Origin of the sequence: Nonomuraea sp. N2-4H (assembly GCF_045291505.1) — a bacterium.
GTDB lineage: Bacteria > Actinomycetota > Actinomycetes > Streptosporangiales > Streptosporangiaceae > Nonomuraea > Nonomuraea fastidiosa.
Genome location: NZ_CP147987.1, coordinates 8,423,394 through 8,444,008 on the forward strand (window position 1 = coordinate 8,423,394; position 20,615 = coordinate 8,444,008).

The 20,615-nt window shown below is 71.6% G+C and carries 19 protein-coding genes; 11 read left to right on the forward strand and 8 right to left on the reverse strand.

What is annotated here, in order from left to right; translation table 11 throughout:
• Positions 1-14: 14 nt before the first annotated feature.
• From fahA to WBK31_RS39070, 4 genes are all read right to left on the reverse strand, one after another.
• A complete protein-coding gene (fahA, locus tag WBK31_RS39055) occupies positions 15-1,118 on the reverse strand; it encodes a fumarylacetoacetase (RefSeq protein ID WP_364068225.1) in 1,104 nt (367 codons plus the stop codon).
• Positions 1,115-1,885, reverse strand: a complete 771-nt coding sequence (locus WBK31_RS39060; RefSeq protein ID WP_364068223.1) for a hypothetical protein — start codon at positions 1,883-1,885, stop codon at positions 1,115-1,117. Before WBK31_RS39060 ends, fahA begins: the two co-directional genes overlap by 4 nt.
• Positions 1,882-3,051, reverse strand: coding sequence for a homogentisate 1,2-dioxygenase domain-containing protein (locus tag WBK31_RS39065; RefSeq protein WP_364068221.1), 1,170 nt, complete (start codon positions 3,049-3,051; stop codon positions 1,882-1,884). The genes WBK31_RS39060 and WBK31_RS39065 overlap by 4 nt, the downstream gene beginning before the upstream one ends.
• A 78-nt stretch (positions 3,052-3,129) precedes the next feature.
• The gene (locus WBK31_RS39070) at positions 3,130-3,780 is read right to left on the reverse strand and encodes a helix-turn-helix domain-containing protein (protein ID WP_364068219.1); all 651 of its coding nucleotides are present in this window, start codon (positions 3,778-3,780) and stop codon (positions 3,130-3,132) included.
• 91 nt (positions 3,781-3,871) lie between these two features.
• On the opposite strand from WBK31_RS39070, the gene WBK31_RS39075 reads away from it, so the two are divergent.
• Positions 3,872-4,492 carry a hypothetical protein gene (locus tag WBK31_RS39075; RefSeq protein WP_364068217.1) on the forward strand — a complete coding sequence of 207 codons (621 nt, stop codon included), beginning with the start codon at positions 3,872-3,874 and terminating at the stop codon, positions 4,490-4,492.
• Between the two features lie 88 nt (positions 4,493-4,580).
• A complete protein-coding gene (locus WBK31_RS39080) occupies positions 4,581-5,711 on the forward strand; it encodes an FAD-dependent oxidoreductase (RefSeq protein WP_364068215.1) in 1,131 nt (376 codons plus the stop codon).
• Positions 5,712-5,813: 102 nt separating this feature from the next.
• On the opposite strand, the gene WBK31_RS39085 is transcribed toward WBK31_RS39080, so the two are convergent.
• Positions 5,814-6,980, reverse strand: coding sequence for an MFS transporter (locus WBK31_RS39085; protein ID WP_406674030.1), 1,167 nt, complete (start codon positions 6,978-6,980; stop codon positions 5,814-5,816).
• A gap of 272 nt (positions 6,981-7,252) precedes the next feature.
• Here WBK31_RS39085 and WBK31_RS39090 point away from each other — a divergent pair, with 272 nt between their 5' ends.
• The 3 genes from WBK31_RS39090 (at position 7,253) to WBK31_RS39100 (ending at position 11,407) form a co-directional block, all read left to right on the forward strand.
• Entirely contained in the window at positions 7,253-8,536 is a 1,284-nt protein-coding gene (locus WBK31_RS39090; protein WP_364068211.1) for a hypothetical protein, read from the forward strand.
• 205 nt (positions 8,537-8,741) lie between these two features.
• On the forward strand, positions 8,742-10,220 hold the full coding sequence (locus WBK31_RS39095) for an AAA family ATPase (RefSeq protein WP_406674031.1): 1,479 nt from the start codon (positions 8,742-8,744) through the stop codon (positions 10,218-10,220).
• Positions 10,217-11,407, forward strand: a complete 1,191-nt coding sequence (locus WBK31_RS39100) for a tetratricopeptide repeat protein (protein ID WP_406674032.1) — start codon at positions 10,217-10,219, stop codon at positions 11,405-11,407. Before WBK31_RS39095 ends, WBK31_RS39100 begins: the two co-directional genes overlap by 4 nt.
• A gap of 31 nt (positions 11,408-11,438) precedes the next feature.
• On the opposite strand, the gene WBK31_RS39105 is transcribed toward WBK31_RS39100, so the two are convergent.
• The gene (locus WBK31_RS39105; protein WP_364068206.1) at positions 11,439-12,419 is read right to left on the reverse strand and encodes an aldo/keto reductase; all 981 of its coding nucleotides are present in this window, start codon (positions 12,417-12,419) and stop codon (positions 11,439-11,441) included.
• 62 nt (positions 12,420-12,481) lie between these two features.
• Between WBK31_RS39105 and WBK31_RS39110 the strand changes: the two genes are divergently transcribed.
• The 4 genes from WBK31_RS39110 to WBK31_RS39125 all read left to right on the forward strand — a co-directional run bounded on the left by WBK31_RS39110 (position 12,482) and on the right by WBK31_RS39125 (position 16,519).
• On the forward strand, positions 12,482-13,237 hold the full coding sequence (locus WBK31_RS39110; protein ID WP_406674033.1) for a LysR family transcriptional regulator: 756 nt from the start codon (positions 12,482-12,484) through the stop codon (positions 13,235-13,237).
• 157 nt (positions 13,238-13,394) lie between these two features.
• A complete protein-coding gene (locus WBK31_RS39115) occupies positions 13,395-13,595 on the forward strand; it encodes an EF-hand domain-containing protein (RefSeq protein WP_364068202.1) in 201 nt (66 codons plus the stop codon).
• 290 nt (positions 13,596-13,885) lie between these two features.
• On the forward strand, positions 13,886-14,818 hold the full coding sequence (locus tag WBK31_RS39120; protein WP_364068200.1) for a nucleoside hydrolase: 933 nt from the start codon (positions 13,886-13,888) through the stop codon (positions 14,816-14,818).
• A gap of 39 nt (positions 14,819-14,857) precedes the next feature.
• Positions 14,858-16,519, forward strand: a complete 1,662-nt coding sequence (locus WBK31_RS39125; protein WP_378785449.1) for an alpha-amylase family protein — start codon at positions 14,858-14,860, stop codon at positions 16,517-16,519.
• 110 nt (positions 16,520-16,629) lie between these two features.
• Here WBK31_RS39125 and WBK31_RS39130 read toward each other — a convergent pair whose 3' ends face one another.
• Positions 16,630-17,229, reverse strand: a complete 600-nt coding sequence (locus tag WBK31_RS39130) for a TetR/AcrR family transcriptional regulator (RefSeq protein ID WP_406674034.1) — start codon at positions 17,227-17,229, stop codon at positions 16,630-16,632.
• A 66-nt stretch (positions 17,230-17,295) separates the two neighbouring features.
• Between WBK31_RS39130 and WBK31_RS39135 the strand changes: the two genes are divergently transcribed.
• Positions 17,296-18,063, forward strand: a complete 768-nt coding sequence (locus WBK31_RS39135) for an alpha/beta fold hydrolase (RefSeq protein ID WP_406674035.1) — start codon at positions 17,296-17,298, stop codon at positions 18,061-18,063.
• A gap of 25 nt (positions 18,064-18,088) precedes the next feature.
• Complete coding sequence (locus WBK31_RS39140; RefSeq protein ID WP_364068192.1) at positions 18,089-19,843, forward strand: 5'-nucleotidase C-terminal domain-containing protein; 1,755 nt, start codon at positions 18,089-18,091, stop codon at positions 19,841-19,843.
• Here the strand turns inward: WBK31_RS39140 and WBK31_RS39145 are convergent, their stop codons facing one another.
• Positions 19,844-20,596, reverse strand: a complete 753-nt coding sequence (locus WBK31_RS39145) for a cytochrome d ubiquinol oxidase subunit II (RefSeq protein ID WP_364068190.1) — start codon at positions 20,594-20,596, stop codon at positions 19,844-19,846.
• Positions 20,597-20,615: the final 19 nt, after the last annotated feature.

Below are 20,615 nucleotides of genomic sequence, written 5' to 3' on the forward strand. Positions count from 1 at the left end.
GCACGTCGAGTTACTTATCCGACGGTTCCGGAAACCTCCCCCAAGGTCAGGTCGCCGGCCGTGGCCCGGATCGTGACCGTGTCGCCGTCTTCGAGGAACGTGCGGGTCTCACCCCCGGCCAGCTTGATCGGGTCGGCCCCGTTCCAGGTCAGCTCCATGAGGGAGCCGCGCTGATCGCGCTCGGGCCCGGAGATCGTGCCGCTGGCGAACAGGTCGCCGGTGCGCAGCGAGGCGCCGTTCACCGTCATGTGGGCGAGCATCTGGTCGGGCGTCCAGTACATGCCGGAATAGGGCGGACGGGAGATCACCTCGCCGTTCAGCAGCACCTCAAGGGTGATGTCGAGCCCCCAGTCGCCCTGCCGCCGCAGGTACGCGGCGGGCTCGGGGTCCTGCGCCCGCCCGGGTACGCGCGGCAGCGCCTCGAGCGGCGTCACCCAGGGCGAGATCGACGTGGCGAACGACTTGCCGAGGAACGGCCCGAGCGGCACGTACTCCCACGCCTGGATGTCGCGCGCGCTCCAGTCGTTGACCAGCGTCACCCCGAACACGTGCTCTTCGAGCGGCCCCGCCGGCTCGCCGGGCTCGGTCGGCACGCCGACCACGAACCCCAGCTCCGCCTCGATGTCGAGCTTCCTGCACGGCCCGAACGCGCCGGGCCCGAGCTGCCCGCCCGGCCGCCTGACCGGCGTGCCGGAGACCACGACCGTGCCCGCCCTGCCGTGGTAGCCGACGGGCAGGTGCCGCCAGTTGGGCTGCAGCGGCTCGGTGCCGGGGCGCAGGATCTGGCCGAGCGCGCTCGCGTGCTCCAGCGAGGCGTAGAAGTCGACGTAGTCGGCCACCTCGAACGGCATGTGCAGGCGCACCTGGTCGAGCGGGATCAAGTGGTCCTCGATGACCGCCAGGTCGGTGGTGAGCTTGTTGCGGATCAGCTCTCTGGTGGCGTGCCAGGCCGCGCGCCCCCTTGCCATGAACGGGTTGAGCGAAGGCGCGGCGAAGATCTCGTCGTGCAGCGCGGGCGCCAGGTCGAGCACCCTGTCGCCGTACCTGACGCCGACCCTGGGCCGCTCCCCGGGACAGGAGAAGACCCCGTACGGCAGGTTGTCGACACCCCAGCTCACCGGGTGCCCTCCTCGATGAGTCCGAGCGCGCGCAGGTCGTCGAGCGGCGCGGTGGTGTTGCACGAGCCGTAGCTGACCAGCAGCCGCCGGGCGCGCTCTGCGGTCCCGTCGGACACGGCGCGGGCCATGTGCACGAGGCGGGGCACGTCGGTCATGCGCAGCACGTGCGTCGGGTCGCGTCCCTCGACGGCCTCGCAGACCGCGAGCAGCAGGTTGAGGAAGCCGTGGCGGTCGACGCCGAGCGAGGGGTCGAAGTGGCGTACGGCGTGGTGCAGCCCGGCCGTCGCCTTGAACGGGATGCCGGTGTCCGCGCATGACTTGATGAACTGCGCGAGGTGCTCGACCGGCGGGAACTCCTCGGCCGACGCACCGCCGCAGCGCACCTTCAGCCCGGTGCCCGGCGGCACGTCGCCGGCCGTCTTGTGTGCGGGCACCTCGGCGAACAGCCGCACGCCCGGAGGCAGGCCGAGCCGCCCGGCCAGCTCTTCGACCGTGCTGTCCGGCGGCAGCCTCGTCTCGACGTAGTCCACCGGCAGGTCGCCGAAGTCGGGCAGCTCGTCGGTGTCGGCGATGAGCCCGATGCGACGCGGCCGGTAGTCGGAGCCGCGCAGCCGGTCGAGCCGGCTCGCCGGGCAGAGGAAGCGGTGGGTGAGCACCTCGTTGCCGTGCTCCAGGTCGCGCCGGTTGCGGGCCAGCGCCTCGGTCATGTGCAGGGACGACGGCGGGAACAGTCCTGCGTCGTCGACGAGTGCGGCATAAAGCTTCATCGTGCCCACGTCCAGGCATAGTTGGGATCCTCGCAGGACAGCGCGCCCTGCCCGAGGTCCAGCGGGCGGAAGGTGTCGACCATGACGGCCATCTCGCTCGTCGCGGTCACACCCCGTGCGACGGCGTCGATCACCGCCTCGACCGCGCCGGGCTGCGGCCCGTGGGTGAACCCGGCGGGGTGCAGCGAGATGGAGCCGACGTCGATGCCGGAGCCCGCCCGCGCGGAGTAGTCGCCGCCCACGTAGAACATGAACTCGTCGGAGTCCACGTTGTGGTGGTTGTACGGGATCGGCACCGCCTCGGGGTGGTAGTCGAGCGGCCGGGGACAGAACGAGCAGACCACGAAGCCGGGCCCCTCGAACGTCTGGTGCACGGGCGGCGGCGCGTGCGTCTTCTTCACGATCGGCTCGAAGTCGTTGATGTTGAACGCGTACGGGTAGAGGCAGCCGTCCCAGCCGACCACGTCGAACGGATGGTGGCGGTAGACGAGCCGGCTCAGCCCGCCGCGCGTGCGCACCAGCACCGGCACCTCCTCGCCCGAGACGATGTACGGCTCGGTGGGCGCGCGCAGGTCCCGCTCGCAGTAGGGGGCGTGTTCGAGGAACTGGCCGTACTGCGACAGGTAGCGCTTGGGCGGCCTGATGTGCCCGGACGCTTCGATGGCCAGCACGTTGACCTGGCCGTCGGGGACCCAGCGGTGGATGGTCCCGGTCGGGACGATCACGTAGTCGCCCTCGCCGGCCTCGATGACGCCGTACGTGGACTCGAAGCGCACCCGCCCGCGCTGCACGTAGACGCACTCGTCGCCCATGGAGTTGCGGTAGAGCTCGCTCGGCTGGTCGCTGGTGGCGTACGACAGCCGGACGTCGGCGTTGCCCGCCAGCACCATGCGGCCCGTGACGAGGTCGCCTGCGCTGGCGAGCTCCTGGGTGCGGAAGTGGCGGGGCGAGAGCGGCAGGTTGGGCCGCAGCGTGGTCTCCACGGACGGGGTGACGGCCTCGGCCTTGACGATGGCCGTCGGCAGGTGGCGGTGGTAGAGCAGCGAGGAGTCGGACGAGAAGCCCTCCTCGCCCATCAGCTCTTCGGCGTAGAGGCCGCCGTCCGGACGCCTGAACTGCACGTGTCGCTTTCGCGGCACCTCTCCCACGACGCGGTAGTACGGCATCCACCCTCCACACATGTCCGTTTATCGGACGGCAGTGTCCTTTATGTGGAACAACCGTCCGTCATCGGCCGGGAGATGTCAACCGAGCCCGGCGGTCAGCTCCGCGGCCAGCTCGGCTGCCGCCGCCACCACGCGCGGCCCCGTGGACTCCCCCAAGGGCCCGAACGTCACCACGCCGACCGACGCCTCCAGCCACGGCAACCCGGTGACGGGCGCGGCGACGCCACGTGCCCCTTCCTGCAACTGCCCCTCCGTGACGAAGTAATCGCGGTGGTCGTGCCGGCCGTCGCGCAGCGCCAGGATCGCCCGCCCCGCCGCGCCTTTGGTGAGCGGATGGCGCGAACCCTCGCGGTAGGCCACGTGCATGTCGGTCCACGACGGCTCGACCACCGCCACGGCCAGCCCGTCGTCGCCCTCGGCCACCGTCAGGTGCGCGGTCGCGCCCACCTCCTCGGCCAGCCGCCGCAGCGTCGGCGTGGCCGCCGCGCGCAGCAGCGGCTGCACGGCCTGGGCCAGCGCGAGCACCCCGAACCCGAGGTGCACCCGCCCCTCGGCGTCCCTGCGTACGAAGCCCTCGGCCAGCAGCGTCGTCAGCAGCCGGTAGACCACGGGCCTGCTCAGCGACAGCTCGCCGCTCAGCTCGGTCGGCGTGCGCCCGCCCTTGCCGTCGGCGAGCAGGCGCAGCAGGCGGAGCCCGCGTTCGAGGGTCTGAGCGGATTCTGCGGCCATGCGACCGATTATCCAGCCGGCCGCAGGTCGTGGTGACGCTGCGCTGCTGGAGGGGTACGTAAGGGCAGGGGACGAGCCGGGGGGTTGAAAGATGCGCTTTGGGTGGGTTCTGTTGCTCGCCGGGCTGGCGGTGTGCGCGTTGTCGCCTGCCGTGCCGCCGCTCACCGCGAGCCTCGTCCACCAGGCCTCGCTCGCCACCCCCCAAAGCGACAGCCTGGTCGAGGACACCTTCTACGTCACCCAGGGCATCGAGGTCAGCCAGCGGCTGCTGCCCAGGGACAAGGGCGTCACGTTCACGCCCGCCTACCTCGCCTCCGGGCTGCGCGTCGACGGCGAAGGCCGCCTCTACGGCAGGCCCGAGCATCCCGGCACCTACAGCGCCCCCGTACGCGTCTGCTCGGCAGGCTCGTGCAAGGAGCAGGAGCTGACGCTGGTGGTGCTGTCGTACGAGCCGTGGGAGCCGCGCGAGCTGACCTTCCCAGGACGGGTCGGCACGCCGCTCGACGGCGAGATCGGCATCAACGGCGGCCCGAGCGGCGTGATGCCCACGTTCACCGTCACCGACCACGACAAGGTGCCCGCCGGGGTCAGCATCGGCCCCGACGGCCACGTGGGCGGCGTCCCGGTCAAGCCCGGCATCTCCGAGGTGCCGGTGCGCATCTGCGTGGCCGGCAACTGCGCGGGCGTGGTCGTCCGGCTCATCGTCGTCTGATAGCTGTCCGACCGCTGTTCCGACCGCTGTTCCGACCGCTGTCCTGATCGCTCTTGCGGCGGCCCGGTTTTGTGGTCACCGTGGAGGCATGAAATCGGTCATTGTGGTTGGAGCCGGTATTTGGGGGACGTCTTTGGCGTTGCGGCTGGCCGAAACCGGCTGGCAGGTGACGCTGGTCGAGCAGCACAAACCAGGACACGTACGGCAGTCCAGCGCGGGTGAGACCCGGCTGCTGCGCTGCTCGCACGGGTCCGACGACTGGTACGCCCGCCTCGCATGGCAGGCCAGGGAGGGCTGGCTGCGGCTGAGCGAGCGCGCGGGCGAGGAGCTGTACATCGAGGCGGGCATGGTGTGGTTCGCCAGGACGCCCGACGGGTGGGAGCACGCCAGCGCCCAAGTACTGAAAAATCTGGACATCGGGTGTGAGGTGCTGGACCCGAGCGACGGCGGCCGCTTCTTCCCCGAGTTCCGCGGCGACGACCTCAGCTTCCTGCTCTGGGAGCCCAGCGCCGGCGTGCTGCGGGCCAGGCGGGCCACCCAGGTCACCGCCGCGCTCGCCAAGGACGCGGGCGTGCGGCTGGTCAGAGGCAGGGCGACGCCGGTCCCCGGCGACGGTACGCGGTACCGGAGCGCGGTCGAGATCGACGGCGAGACGCACCACGCCGACCGGGTGGTCTGGGCGTGCGGCGCGTGGCTGCCCAGGCTCTTCGACGGCCTGCCGATCACCGTGACCAAGCAGGACACCCTGCACTTCGCCGTCCCGTCCGCGTGGTCGCTGCCCGAGACGCCGGCCTGGGTGGACCACGGCGCGTCCGCCTACGGCCACGGCGACGTGGACGGGACCGGTATGAAGGCCACGTCCGACGCCGAGGGGCCGCCGTATGAGCCCGAGCACGGCTCGCGCGCCGTGGACCCTGACAGCGTCGAGCAGGCGCGCGGCTACCTGCGCCGCCGCTTCCCCGGCCTCGCCGACGCGCCGGTGTTGTTCAGCCAGGTCTGCCAGTACGCGCTGACGCCCGACGCCGAGTGGCTGCTGACCGAGATCTCGCCCGGCGTGTGGGTGCTGGGCGGCGACTCCGGGCACGGCTTCAAGCACGGCCCCGCCTGGGCCGGTTACGTGGCGGGCGTGCTCGACGGCGCGTACGAGCCGGAGCCGCGCTTCGGCGACCACCCGCGCACCCCCAGCCGGGGCCTGCGCACCAGCGGTCAGACCTGGTAGCTCACAGCGGGCTCGCGTCGGGCTGTGCGGCGGCGCGCGGCTCCGGACGGGGCGCGCGCAGGTTGCGCACGCCGGGGGAGAGCAGCGCGGCCAGCGTGGAGATCACGATGATGGCCGCGCAGCCGAGCAGCGACTCCCTGGTGCCGATGAACGTCGCCGCCGGCCGGCAAGCAGCAGCCCGACGGGGCCGAACATCAGCGAGCCGAGCACGTCGTACGAGCTGACCCGCGACAGTGACTCGGGCGGCACCTCGCGCTGCATCGTGGTCTGCCAGAGCACGCCGAAGACGTCGAAGCAGACGCCGAGCACGAACGCCGAGCCCACGATCGCCCAGAGCGGCGCGCCGACCCCGAGCACCACGTACGGCAGCGCGGGCGGCAGGCACAGCAGCACCGCGACCAGGATGGGCCTGCGCGGGCGCAGCCGCAGCGACACCAGCACCCCGGCGATCGTCCCCACGGCTTCGCCGGTGAGGAACGCCGACCAGGCGGCGGGCCCGCCGAGCGACTCCTTGGCCATCAGCGGCCCGAGCACGCCGTGCCCGGCCTGCACCGCCATGACCAGCAGCGAGAACTGCGCGACCACCACCCAGATCCACTGGCGGGAGCGGAACTCGCGCCAGCCCTCGCGCAGGTCGGCGAGCACCGAGTGGGCCTCCTGGTGCGCGCGCTCGCCGGGCTTGAGCCGCAGGTTGGCGATCATCGCGGCGGCCACGGCGAACATCGCGGCGCTGACCGCGAGCGCCCAGCCGCCGCCGAACAGCACGACCGTGCCGCCGCCGAGCACCGCGCCGGCCACCCGGGAGGAGTTGGCGCCCAGGCCGAGCAGCGCGTTGCCGGTCTGCAGCCGGTCGGCAGGGACGACCTCGGGGATGATCCCGGTCAGCGCGGGATACACGACCGAGCTGGCCACCCCGGTCAGGGCCGCCGCCGCGGCCAGCGCGGGCAGCGGGGTCCAGCCGATCAGCAGCATGAGCGCCAGCCCGGCGTACCCGGCGGCCATCAGCAGCTCTCCGGCCATCATCACCCGCTGGCGCGGCATGCGGTCCGCGATCACGCCGCCGACCAGCATGAACGCGATCAGGGGCACCGACTGGGCGGCGAGCACCACCGACAGGGTCGAGGCGGTGGCGCCGGGCAGGTTGAGCACGCCGAACGCCAGCGCCACAGGGGCGAACGCGCTGCCCAGCATGGAGATGGTGCGCGCGGACAGCAGCAGGGCGAAGCGGCGGTCCCGAAGCAGCCCGAGATCGCCAAGATAGGAACGCATACGCCCGACCCCCTGAAAGATGCCAAACCCCGTCATTGTGTCTCAGTGGGCGGGGCGTTGTCGCGAACATATTCCGGGGTGCGGGTCAGGCGGTGAACGCGCAGGTGAGCCGGGCGGCGGCGGGTGGATGAATGGCCGGTGCACGGCGTCGACAGCGATGGCTACAGCCCGTGGAGAAATGGGTGAAAAACGTTACTGATCTCATTGAACGATGGTGATCATCCCGATAGTGTGCGATATGCCAACGATCACCCCCTGGAAGTAAAGGTGCCATGAGACGGCGGCTACGGCAGGTCCTCATCATCGGGCTCACCCTCTCCCTCCTCGGCATCGGCGTTCCCGCGTGGTCGGAGGACGGCGACCGCAACTGCAACGACCTGATGGCCGCCGACACTCCGGCGTTCGTCGTCTGCACCTGGCTGGCCAAGCCCGACGAGGCCGCCGACATCGCCAGGTTCTGGCTCGACGACGACGGCCAGAACATGATCGACTCCGGCCCGCTCGACCGGATCACCATCGACTGCCAGGAGCCGGGCACCGAGTGCCCGACCGGCGGTGAGGGCGACGGCGAGATGCACGACATCGGCGACCCCGACGTGCCGGGCGCCGAGGACGGCGGCACCCCCGAGTGCCAGAACGGCGAGGAGTGCTACATCGACCCGACGGGCGTCACCGCCGCGGAGAAGAGCGCCGCCAAGGCCACCCCGGCCGGCCGGGCCGCGCAGGCCGCCGCCCAGACCCCGATGCGCGTCTGGATCGACACCGAGCTCGCCGACGACTACAAGGCGGGCAAGCTCGACGAGGCCGTCAAGAAAGTGGCCGCGCTGGTCGCCGCGCAGCCCGGCGTCGTGGGCGTCAGGTTCACCTCGCAGCTCGGCTACAACCAGACCTTCAGCACCGCCGAGGAGCTGGACGCGTTCGTCAGCCAGACCGCGACCGCGCTGCGCAAGGTGCTGCCGGGCAAGAAGCTGTCGGCGCACACCGTGGTCCCGCTGTTCGGCTGCGGCGCCAACGACGCCTGCAAGGCCGCGATGACCGAGAAGTACCCGCTGCTCGACCCCGAGCGCATCGGCGCCTGGCTGAGCAAGGGCTACATCGACCAGCTCGCCCTGGACGACGGCCACCTCGCCACCCTGTACGCCGCCTGGCAGATCGACGCCAAGGAGGCCCAGCGCAACCAGTGGATCCAGGTCCGCGCCCGCGCCTGGGACGCCTACGCCCAGATCGCCGCCGAGGACGCCACCTTCGCCGGCACCCAGCTCACCGGCGAGCAGCTCACCCAGGCCATCTCCGAGCGCGTCGCCGCCCCGCTGCAGGACGCCGCCGCCCAGACCGTCACCCTGTGGACCCGCTGGCAGGACGCTAGCGGCGAGGTCAACCGGGTCTACGGCGAGAAGTGGCAGGCCAGCGACACCTGGGAGCAGCTCAAGAAGCTCGGCTCCATCCGGCCCCGCCTCGCCACCCTCTACGACCCGGCCAACCCCGAGGTGGACCCGGCCACCGACCTGAAGCACCTGTCCGAGGTGTTCGGCCAGGTCTACCTGCACGCCGCCTGACGCTTCCGCCGCTGTCACCGGCTTCGCCGAGGCCGGGCGCTCCTCCGCCGGGGCGCCCGGCCTTCGTCATGAGGGGGTCCTGTACGGCCGGGGCGCCTGCCTTCGTGTGCCGTTTCGGTCGTCCGATAAGTCCGGTAGGCAGTGGTTCGGTATCTTGCGTAGCTGCGAAAGAGTCCCGACAACCTGCGACAGAAGGGAACGGCACGTGCCCGACGACGCCGGCCTGCAGGCGCTCCGCGAGGCGGCCCGCCTGTCCCCGGACAACCTGCCACTTCGCCAGCACCTCGCCGGGCAGCTCCTGGCCAAGGGCTACCTCGCCGACGCCGAGGCCGAGTTCAGGGCGGCGCTCGTGCTCTCGCCCGGCAACCCGGAGATCATCGCCGGGCTGGCGGAGGCGTTCGTCAGGCAGAGCGCGTACGGCGAGGCGCTGGCCGCGCTCGAACCGCTGCTCGCCGAGCCCGGCTACCCGCCCGAGATCGGGGTGCTCGCGGCCAGGGCGCTGGCGGGCGAGGGCGACCTTGCGCGGGCCGCGTACCGGTACTTCGAGGCGATCTCCAGGGACCCTTCGCTCGCCGACCCCGAGTTCGCCGCCCGGCTGAACCCGCCGTCGCAGCCTCAAACCCCGCCGCAGCCCCAGCCTTCCGCCCAGCCTTCCGCCCAGCCGCAGACCCCGCCGTACGCCGCCCCCCAGCCCGTCGCCCAGACGCCGAACGGGCCCGCCACGGCGTTCACCGCGACCCCCGCGGCCTCGTACGGGCAGCCCATGGTCAACCCGCGGCCGGGCTCGCCGCCCGAGCCCGAGAGCAACGCCGAGGTGCAGCAGGCCGGGCTGACGTTCGCCGACGTGGCCGGCATGGAGTCGGTCAAGGAGGCGCTGCGCATCAAGCTGCTGCTGCCGATCCAGCAGCCGGACCTGTTCGCCGCGTTCGGCAAGCGCGCGGGCGGCGGCGTCCTGCTGTACGGCCCGCCGGGCGCGGGCAAGACCCACCTCGCCAGGGCGGCCGCCGGCGAGCTCGGCGCGGCGTTCATCAACGTCGGCCTCGCCGACATCCTCGACATGTACATCGGGTCGAGCGAGCGCAACCTGCACGCCACCTTCGACATGGCCCGCCGCAACCGCCCGTGCGTGCTCTTCTTCGACGAGGTGGACGCGCTCGCCGCCCGCCGCTCCGACATGCGCCAGGCGCACACCAGGCAGCTCGTCAACCAGTTCCTCGCCGAGCTGGACGGCGTGGACCAGAACGCCAACGAGGGCGTCCTGGTGCTGGCCGCCACCAACGCCCCCTGGTACGTGGACGCCGCCTTCCGCCGCCCCGGCCGGCTCGACCAGCCGGTGTTCGTGCCGCCGCCGGACGCCGCCGCGCGCGCCGCCATCCTGCGCATCCTGTGCCGCGACAAGCCGCTCGCCGAGATGGACTTCGACGCCGTGGCCAAGGTGACCGAGCACTTCGTCGGCGCCGACCTCAAGGGCCTGGTGGACCGCGCCGTCGAGGCCAAGCTCCAGCAGTCGATCAGTGCGGGCCGCCCGATCCCGCTGACCACCGCCGACCTGCTCGCGGCGGCCAAGACCGTGCGCCCGACGGCCGTACGCGAATGGATGGCCACCGCCCGCAACTACGTCATGCACGCCAACGACTCAGGCGCCTGGGACGAGCTCATGCCCTGGGTCAAGGGCAAGTGGTGAAGGTCGGCGACCCCGTCGAGCGGGCGCGCACGCTCCTGCAGATGCGCCGCCCGGCCGACGCCGAGCGGGAGCTGCGCGGCCTGCTGGCACAGGAGCCACAGCACATCTCCGGCCACGCCCTGCTCGGGCTCGCCCTCATCGAGCAGCGCAAGGTCGCCGAGGCGGTGTCGGAGGCGGAGGAGGCCGTACGCCTCGCGCCCGACCAGTGGTTCACCCACTACGCCGCCGCCCAGGTGTTCCTGCGCGCCCGCGACCTCGACAGGGCCATGGCCGCCGTACGCGCGGCCCTCGACCTCGAACCGCAGTACGCGCCCGCCTGGGAGGTGCTGTCACGCGTCCACATGCTCAAAGGCGAGTGGCCGCTCATGGCGGGCGCGGCCCGGCAGGGGCTGTCCATCGATCCCGAGGACACCGACCTGGTGAGCCTGCTGGCGCTGGCCCACGCCAACGCGGGCGAGGCCGAGCCGGCGCGGGCCGCCGCCGCGCACGCCGTACGGCTCGACCCCGAGAGCCCCGCCGCGCACTTCGTCTACGGGCGGGTGGCGCTGCGCCTCGGCGACGCGCGGCAGGCCGCCGACTCCTTCCGCGAGGTGCTGCGCCTCGACCCCGGCTACGGCGCGGCCGGCGACCTGCTGGTGGTGGCGCTCAAGCAGCGCAACCCGATCTACCGGTGGCTGTCGCGGCTGCGCGGCAGGTTCCCCGGCGGGTGGCGGCTGATCTTCCTGCTGCCCGTCGCGCCGCCGCTCATCGCGGTCTTCATCGTGCTCGCGCTGCTGCACTGGGTGGCGTGGGTGGCCGAGGCGTGGACCACGCTGCGGCTGGCCATCGGCACGTCCACCCGGCTGCTGTTCGAAGGCGCGCCCGCCCGGGTCGCGGCGGCCTGCCTGCTGCTGGTCGCGGCGGGCGCGGCCCTGCTCGGCACAGGCATCGCGGTCGGCCAGGACGCGCTGAGCACCGCGGGCGTGGCCGTCATGGCGCTCGTCACCCCCGCGCAGGAGGCCGCGCACACCGGCGCGCCCCGCCGCAGAGCCGTCCTGTACGGCTGGACCGGGCTGCTCGCCCTGGCCGCGGCCGCGGGGGTGGTCTTCGGGTGGCCCGCCGTGGCGCTGCTCGCCGCGTACGCCGCGCTCGCCTCGGTCTGGCTCGCCACCGCCGTCAGGGGCCGCCTGGCCACCGACGGCCTCTGATCCCCCGTCTTCAGAGGCCGTGTCGGCGGGGTCACAGGAGGGTGCCGCCGCTCACCTCGAAGCGGGACAGCGCCTCGTCGATCCTGGCCAGCGTGTCCGGGTGCAGGGTGATGTCGGCGGCGGCCAGGTTCTCCTCGATGTGGGCCGGCGTGCGGCTGCCCGGGATCGGCACCACGTGCTCGTCCTGGTGCAGCAGCCAGGCCAGGGCGAGCTGGGCCGGGGTGATGCCGAGCAGCGCGGCGAGGTCCTTGACGGGCGCGTAGCGGTCGTTGTTGCGCGTCAGGTTCTCGGCCGAGAAGCGGGGCGCGTTGTGGCGGAAGTCGTCCACGCCCAGTTCGGTGACCGTGCCGGTGAGGAAGCCGTTGCCGAGGGGGCTCCAGGCGACGATGCCGACGCCCAGCTCGCGGGTCGCGGCGAGCAGCTCGGCGTCGATCGGCCGCCACATCGACCACTCGTACTGCACCGCCGTCACCGGATGCACCGCGTGCGCGGCCCTGACCTGGCCCGCCGTCACGTTGGACAGGCCGATGTGCCTGACCAGCCCGTCGCGCACCAGCTCGGCCATCGCTGCCACCGTGTCCTCGATGGGCACGCCGGGGTCCGGATAGTGGAGGTAGTACAGGTCGATGGCGTCGATGCCCAGGTTGCGCAGGCTGCGCTCGGCGTAGCGGCGCACCAGGCGGGGCTCGGCGTTCACGTGCAGCTCGCCGAAGGCGTAGCCGACGGGGTGGGCGCGGCTCGGCTCGCCCTCCGGAACCGCCAGCCCGAACTTGGTCGCGACCACCACCTCGTCCCTGCGCCCCTTGATCGCCCGGCCGACGAGGCGCTCGTTGTGGCCGTCAGGCCCGTAGGCGTCGCTGGTGTCCACGTGCGTGGCGCCGGCGTCGAGCGCCGCCTTGATCGCGGCCTCGCCGCGGGCGTCGTCCACCTCACCGTAGATGCCCGGCGACAGCACCATCGCGCCGTAACCGATCGCCGGGACCTCCAGCTCGCCGAGAGTTCGTGTCTTCATGCCGTCGATCGTGCGGCCGCGGCCGCTGGCGCGTCCAAGACCCTTTGCGATAACCATCGGTTATGGACGTCCACCTGCGCGAGCTGCGGTACTTCGTGGCCGTGGCCGACGAGCTGAACGTCACCCGCGCGGCCGAGCGGCTCTTCGTCTCCCAGCCCGCGCTGTCCAAGCAGCTCAGGGCGCTGGAAGGGCGGCTTGGGTACCGGCTGTTCGAGCGGGTGCCGAGCGGGGTGACGCTCACCCGGCAGGGCGCCGAGCTGCTGCCGGTCGCCCGTGACGTGCTCGAACGCTGGGAGGCCGGGGTCGAGCAGGCACGCGCGGCGGCGTCCGCGGGCACCCTCGTCATCGGGCTGCAGACCGCCGTGGGCCGTGGGCTGCAGCAGGAGGCGCTGCGCCGGTTCCGCGCCGTGATGCCGGGGTGGGAGGTGTCGCTGCGGCTCGTCGGCTGGGACGACCCCAGCGGCGGGCTGGCCGACGGGACGTCCGACGTGGCATTCCTGTGGCTGCCGCTGCCGCCGGGTGTGCGGGCGTACGTGCTGGCCACCGAGCGGCGCGGCGTCGCCATGCCCGCCGATCACCCGCTGGCCGATCTGGCGGAGGTGCCGTTCGAGGCGCTGGCCGACGAGCCGTTCATCGCGCTGCCGCCCGAGGCGGGGCCGCTGCGCGACTTCTGGCTCGCGGTCGGGCAGCGCACCCGCCCGCCGGTGATCGGCGTCACCGCGAGCACCGCTGAGGAGGTGTTCGAGGCGGTGTCGAGCGGCCTCGGCGTCGTACTGGTGGCTGAGGGCAACGCCGAGCTGTACCGCCGGCCTGGGTGACGTACCGGCCCGTGAGCGGGCTGCCTCCAGGAGAACTCGCCATCGCCTGGCGCGAAAGGGATAACAGGCCGCAAGTGATGGCATTCGTCGACGCGTTGCGGCATGCCGCCACTAAGGTCTGACCCGACGAACGGATCAACCGGAAGGGCGAGCCCTCATGAGCGACTACGCGACGACTTTCCACCTCATCGACGCCGACCAGGACGGCCGTATCTCGGCCGAGGAGCTGGTCCGGCTGATGGACGTGCTCGGCCAGCCGGTCACGCTGGAGGCCGCGCAGGAGGGCGTACGGAAGCTGGACAAGGACGGCGACGGGCTGATCGACGTGGAGGAGTTCGGCGCTTTTCTTCGGAAGTGATAACAAACAAGCACTTGCTTAGCGTCCTCCTGTTGCCCACGTCACAGTGGCGGCAGGAGGGACGATCGCCAACCGAGTGACACCAGCGAGAAGCGTGCACCCGCGGACATCGTGCGCGCGCACAGGTCCTGCCCGGCGGGCTGCTGCGGTGCTCCGACCACATGGCCACGATGGTGCTGTTCAAGGACGAGGAGCTGATCAGCGCGCTGGCCGAGGTGCGGCCCTCGCCACCCGCTGACTCCGGCCGTGTCCGCCTGGGCGGGCAGGGCCGGGACGCCTAGCATGGGGCGATGCCGACACCGGTGATCCTCGATTGTGACCCCGGGCACGACGACGTCTTCGCGATCTGGCTGGCGGCCGGCGACCCCGAGATCGACCTGCGGGCCGTCACCACGGTCGGCGGCAACGGCCGCCTCTACCACACCACCTACAACGCCAGGGTGGTGATCAGCCTGGCGGGCATCAAGGGCGTGCCGATCGCGCCGGGCGCGGACAGCCCCATGGTGCGGCTGCTGAAGCCGGCCGAATGGATCCACGGCGACAACGCGCTGGGCGGCCCCGAGCTGCCGAAGCCCACCGTCGAGGCCGACCCGCGCACCGCCATCGAGCTGATCAGGGACACCCTCGACGCCTCCGACGAGCCGGTGACGATCGTGGCGACCGGCCCGCTGACGAACGTGGCGATGTTCGCCCGCACCTGCCCCGACCGCCTGCCGATGATCAAGGAGGTGGTCTGGATGGGCGGCTCGACGGGGCGGGGGAACGTCACCCCGTACGCGGAGTTCAACGCCTGGACCGACCCCGAGGCGGTGGCGATCGTGCTGGGCACCGGGGTGCCGTTCACCATGGTCGGGCTGAACGTCACCCACCAGGTCCTGGCCACGCGCGAGGTGATCGCCAGGATCGGGGCGGTGGGCAACAGGACGGCGGCGTTCGGGGTGGAGCTGCTGAACTTCTTCAACTCCACGTACGAGACCGATCAGGGCATGCCGGACGGCCCGCTGCACGACCCGGTGGCGGTGGCGCTGGTGGCCAGGCCGGGCCTGGTGACGACGGTGCGCACCCGCGTGGACGTCGAGCTGCACGGCACGGAGACGGCGGGCGCGACGTGCGTGGACCTGCTGGGCAAGCTGAACCGCCCGCCGAACGCGAACGTGGCGACCGGCGTGGACGTGCCCGCGTTCTGGCGGCTCGTGGAGGACGCCATCAGAACGCTCGACTGAGCCGGGGATGCGGGCGGCGGAGCTGGGTAGCGGAAGCGGATGCGACTGACTTACACCAGCGACGTATGGCATAAGAACGCCGTCGTCTACTGCCTGGACGTCGAGACGTTCAAGGACGGCAACGGCGACGGCGTGGGCGACTTCCGTGGCCTGACCCAGCAAATCGACTACCTGGCGGGGCTCGGCGTGACCTGCCTGTGGCTCATGCCGTTCTTCCCGACCCCCAACCAGGACGACGGCTACGACATCACCGATTTCTACACCGTCGATCCCCGCCTGGGCACGCTGGGCGACTTCGTGGAGTTCATGCGCACGGCGCACGACCGCGGCCTGCGCGTCATCGCGGACCTGGTGGTCAACCACACCTCGGACCGGCATCCGTGGTTCGTGGAGTCGCGGTCGAGCCGGGACTCGCCGCTGCGCGACTGGTACGTCTGGAACGACGTCCCGGAGCCCGACGTCCCGGAGCAGATCGTCTTCCCCGACAAGGAGAGCAGCGTCTGGGAGTACGACGAGGGCACCGGCCAGTACTACCTGCACAGCTTCTACCGGCACCAGCCCGACCTCAACGTGAGCAACCCGCAGGTCAGGGACGAGATCGCGCGCATTCTCGGGTTCTGGATGGAGCTGGGGCTGTCGGGTTTCCGGGTGGACGCGGTGCCGTTCCTCATCGAGAACGTCGACCCGCAGCTTGCGAACCCGCACGAGTTCCTGGCGGACCTGCGGGCGTTCATGACCCGGCGCATGGGCGGGTCGATCCTGCTCGGCGAGGTGAACCTGCACTACGAGGAGCTGATGTCGTACTTCGGCGACGGCTTGGGCGACCAGCTCACCATGTGCTTCGACTTCGTCGGCATGCAGCGGGCGTGGCTGTCGCTGGCGCGCGGCGACGCGCGGCCGCTGGCCGAGGCGCTGCGCGCGCGTCCCGAGCCGCCCAAGGACTGCCAGTGGGCGATGTTCCTGCGCAACCACGACGAGCTGACGCTGGACAAGCTCACCGACGGCGAGCGGCAGGAGGTCTTCGCGGCGTTCGGGCCCGAGGAGGACATGCAGATCTTCGGGCGTGGCCTGCGCCGCCGGTTGCCGCCGATGATGGGCGGCGACGAGCGGCGCGTGAAGATGGCCTACAGCCTGCTGTTCTCACTTCCCAGCACCCCGGTGATCTTCTACGGCGAGGAGATCGGCATGGGGGAGGACCTCGGGGCGGAGGGCAGGATGGCGGTCCGCACGCCCATGCAGTGGTCGCCGGACGGCGGTTTCGGCCGGGCCGAGCCGGTACGCGCGATGCCCAAGGGCGACTTCGGCCCCGAGCACGTCAACGTGGCGGCGCAGAAGCGGGACGGCGGCTCGTTACTGCGCTGGATCCAGCTCCTCATCGAGCGCTACCGGGAGTGTCCCGAGCTGGCATGGGGCGAGTACACGGTGCTGGACGGCGGCCCGGACGCCGTGCTCGCGCACCGCTGCGACGCCGACGGTGCCACGGTGGTGGTCGCGCACAACCTGTCGGACGCGCCGCAGGACGTGGAGCTGCGGCTGGCCGGCCTTGAGGGCTGCCGGCTGACGGACCTGCTGGTGGACGGGGCGGTGGAGGTGCCGGACGACGGCGTGGTGCGGCTGACGCTCGACGCGTACGGGTGCCGCTGGCTGCGCGCGTCGGAGCCGGCGGTCGCGCCGGAAGACGCCTCGGTCAAGTCGCGCTGACGCCTTGGCCGCAGGGGCGCGTCGCGGGCACGCCCTCGCCGCGGGGCCGGGCGCTCATAGGCGTCACGTCGCGGGCACGCCCTCGCCGCGGGGCCAGGCGGTCATGGGCGTCACGTCGCGGTGACGGTCTCTGCCGAGGGCCAGGCGGCCATGGCGCGATCGGCGATGGCGAGCAGCTCCTCGCGGGTGGCGCCGTCGCGGGCCTGGGTGGACATGCCCTGGATGATCGCGGCATAGAAGGTGGCGAGCCCGGCGGTGTCGGTGCCGGGCGGCAGCCGGCCCGCGCTGACGTCGCCGTCGATGCGCTGCTTGATCGCCGCCTTCGTCGCCTCCCTGAACCCGCGCAGCAGCTCGGTCACCTCGGCCGACTCGCAGTTGACGGCGGCACTGATGATCATGCAGCCGTGCGGGTGGTCGGGACGGGAGTACTCGTCGGCGGCCTCGCGCAGCATCCGCTCGACGGCCTCGCGGCCGGTGGGCTCCTCGGCCAGGGCGCGGGCGGTGAAGGCGCCGTAGGTCCGCTGGTAGCGCTGGACGGCCTCCTCGAACAGGCCGTGCTTGTCGCCGAACGCGGCGTACAGGCTGGGCGGGTTGATGCCCATCGCGGCCGTCAGCGTGGCGACCGAGGTGGCCTCGTAGCCGTGCCGCCAGAACTCCCGCAACGCGCTCTCCAGCGCCTCGTCCCTGTCGAACCCCCGCCGTCTGGCCATACGGCCATTCTATAGCGATCGCTATGTTATGTTCTGTAGCGATCACTAAAGATAGGATTGTTCGAGATGCCGCAGATCTCTCACGAGACAGGAACCGTCCACTACCGCAAGGAGGGCGGCGGGCCCGGCCTGGTGCTGGTGCACGGCGCGGGTGGCGACGCGGAGACCAACTGGGCCCACCTGATGCCCGGCTTCGCAGACATCCGCACGGTCATCGCCCCCGACTACGCCGGCAGCGGCCGGACCGAGGGCCCCGGCGGCGACCTCACGCTCGACCTGCTCGCCGACCAGGTCGCCGCGACCTTCGACGGGCCTTCGGACCTGGTCGGGTTCTCGCTGGGCTCGGCGGTCGCGGTCACCATCGCGGCCCGGCGGCCCGAGCTGGTCAGGCGGCTGGTGCTGATCGCGGGCTGGACCCACCTCGCCGACTCCCGGCTCGTGCTGGGCCTGCGTACGTGGGCGCGGCTGGCGGACACCGACCCCGAGAGCTTCGCCGCGTACGGGCCGCTGGTGGCCTTCAGCCCCGGCTTCGTCAGCGCGGTCGGCGCCAAGTCCCTGATGGCGGGGGAGGCGCCGCCCGGCACCGTGCGCCAGATCGACCTGGCCCTGCGCGTGGACGTCAGGGACCTGCTGCCGAAGATCGCCGTGCCCACCCTGGTCATCGGCGCGACCAAGGACTACCTGATCCCGGTCGAGCACCACCGGGCGCTGCACGCGGCCATCCCCGGCAGCGCGTACGCCGAGATCGACAGCGGCCACGTGGTGCTGCACGAGCACCCGGACGAGGTCACCCGGCTGATCAGGAATTTCGTCACCGATGAGACCAACGGGTGATTCATCCCAGTTAGCCTCGCCAACCATGCAGACCACACGACTCGCCATCGCCGGGACCGCCGCGCTCAGCGCGCTGGTCCTGGCGGCACCTCCCGCGCAGGCCGCCAAACCGGCCAAGACGGTCACGGTCACGGTCATGGGCACGTCCGACATCCACAGCAACGCGCTCAACTGGGACTACTACAAGGACGCCGCCTACGCCGACAGCCAGGGCAACTCCATCGGCCTCGCGAAGGTGTCCTCGCTCGTCAACAAGATCAGGGCCGAGCGGGGAGCGGATCACACGCTGCTGTTCGACTCCGGTGACACCATCCAGGGCACGCCGCTGGCGTACTACTACGCCAAGATCGAGCCGATCACCACGACCGGTCAGATCCACCCCATGGCCAAGGCCATGAACGCCATCGGCTACGACGCCGTGACCCTGGGCAACCACGAGTTCAACTACGGTCTGCCGCTGCTCGCCACCTGGATCGAGCAGATGAAGGCGCCCGTGCTCGGCGCGAACGCGGTGCACGCCAAGACCGGGCTGCCGGCGTACAAGCCGTTCGTCATCAAGACCATGAAGGTCAAGGGCGAGAAGCCGATCAAGGTCGGCGTGCTCGGGCTCACCAACCCCGGCGTGGCCATCTGGGACAAGGCGAACGTCGAGGGCAAGCTCCGCTTCACCGACCTCGTCGAGTCGGCGAAGAAGTGGGTGCCGGTCATCCGCGGCCACGGCGCGGACGTCGTCGTGGTGACCGCGCACGCGGGCGACGACGGCATGTCCTCCTACGGCGACGAGCTGCCGATCGAGAACGCCTCGGCGATGGTGGCCGAGCAGGTGCCGGGCATCGACGCCGTGCTGTTCGGGCACGCGCACAACGAGGTGCCCGAGAAGTTCGTGACCAACAAGGTCACCGGGCAGCAGGTGCTGCTGAGCGAGCCGAGCAAGTGGGGCCAGCGCCTGTCGGTGCTGGACTTCCAGCTCACCAAGAAGCGCGGCAAGTGGGTGGTCACCGGCAAGTCGGCCACCACGCTCAACACCAACACGGTCCCCGAGGACCCGAAGATCGTCGAGCTGCTGAAGCCGCAGCACGAGGCCACGGTCGGCTACGTCAACAAGCCCGTCGCCAAGTCGGCGCAGGAGCTGTCGGCGGCCGAGTCGCCCTACAAGGACACCCCGATCCTCGACTACATCCAGCACGTGCAGGTCGAGACCGTCAAGCAGGCGCTGCCCGGCAACACGCTGCCGGTGCTGTCGATCGCCGCGCCGTTCAGCCGCAGCGCCGTCTTCCCCGCGGGTGACGTCCGCGTCAGGGACGTGGCCGGCCTGTACGTCTACGACAACACGCTCATGGCCGTGAAGCTGACCGGCGCGCAGATCAAGGAGTACCTGGAGTACTCGGCCAAGTACTTCAACCAGCTCGCGCCCGGCGAGCCGGTGGACGTCTCCAAGCTCACCAACGCGGGCGGCACCCCCGACTACAACTACGACCAGCTCTCCGGCGTCTCGTACGACATCGACGTCGCCAAGCCGGCCGGGCAGCGCATCGCGAACCTGACCTACGACGGCCAGCCGGTCGCCGACGACCAGGAGTTCGTGGTCGCGATCAACAACTACCGCCAGTCGGGCGGCGGCGGGTTCCCGCACGTCACCGGGGCCGAGGTGGTCTACAACGCGCAGGTCGAGATCCGGCAGGCGCTCATCGAGTACGCCACCGAGCAGGGCACCATCGACCCGGCCGACTTCGCCGTCGCCAACTGGAAGCTCACCAGGGACGGCGAGCCGCTGTTCTAGTCACAGGTAGGAGGGCCCGCTGACCCGGTGCCGGAACGTCCACCACACCCACGCCTGTGCCGCCACCAGGAACGGCAGCAGGGTGAGGACGACCGGCACCAGCAGCGGCCCCGACGTGCCGGGCTCCAGCGGCAGCCGGATCCCGGCCAGCACCCCCACCACCAGCAGCGCCACCGAGGTCAGCGCGTACGTGCGCCACTCGCCCGCGCCGCCCGACGGCGGCCCCGACGGCAGGGCCGCCCGCGCCCGCAGCGCGCCTTGCAGCCGCAGTGCCGCGAACGCGAGCCCGTGGACGGCGAACAGCGCGGCCAGCACCAGCGCGCCGAGCAGCGCCACCGGCCCCCCGAAGCCGAGCAGCGCGCCGGACAGGATCACGCCCAGGCTCAGCGCCAGCCCCCAGCTCCCGGCCACGATCGCGCCGTCCCAGAACGTCTGCCAGCGCGTCCCCGGCACACGTCCGCGCAGCCACAGCCCCGCGTCGCGCACCACCCACGACAGCAGCAGCGTGACCACCATCGTGAAGTTGCCGTGCAGCAGCTCCCCCTCCAGCCGGGGGAACAGCCCGGCCAGCACCCCGGCCGTGGCCACCAGCCACACCTCGTTGCCGAGGAAGAACGGCGCGATCGCGGCGATCACCTCACGCCGCTCGCCCGGCGTCCTGCCCAGGTACGGCAGCGCCATCCCCACCCCGATGTCGGCCCCGGCCAGCACGAGGTAACCGAGCGCGAAGAAGGCCAGTACGAAGATCTCCATCTGCGGGCTCCCAGAGGCT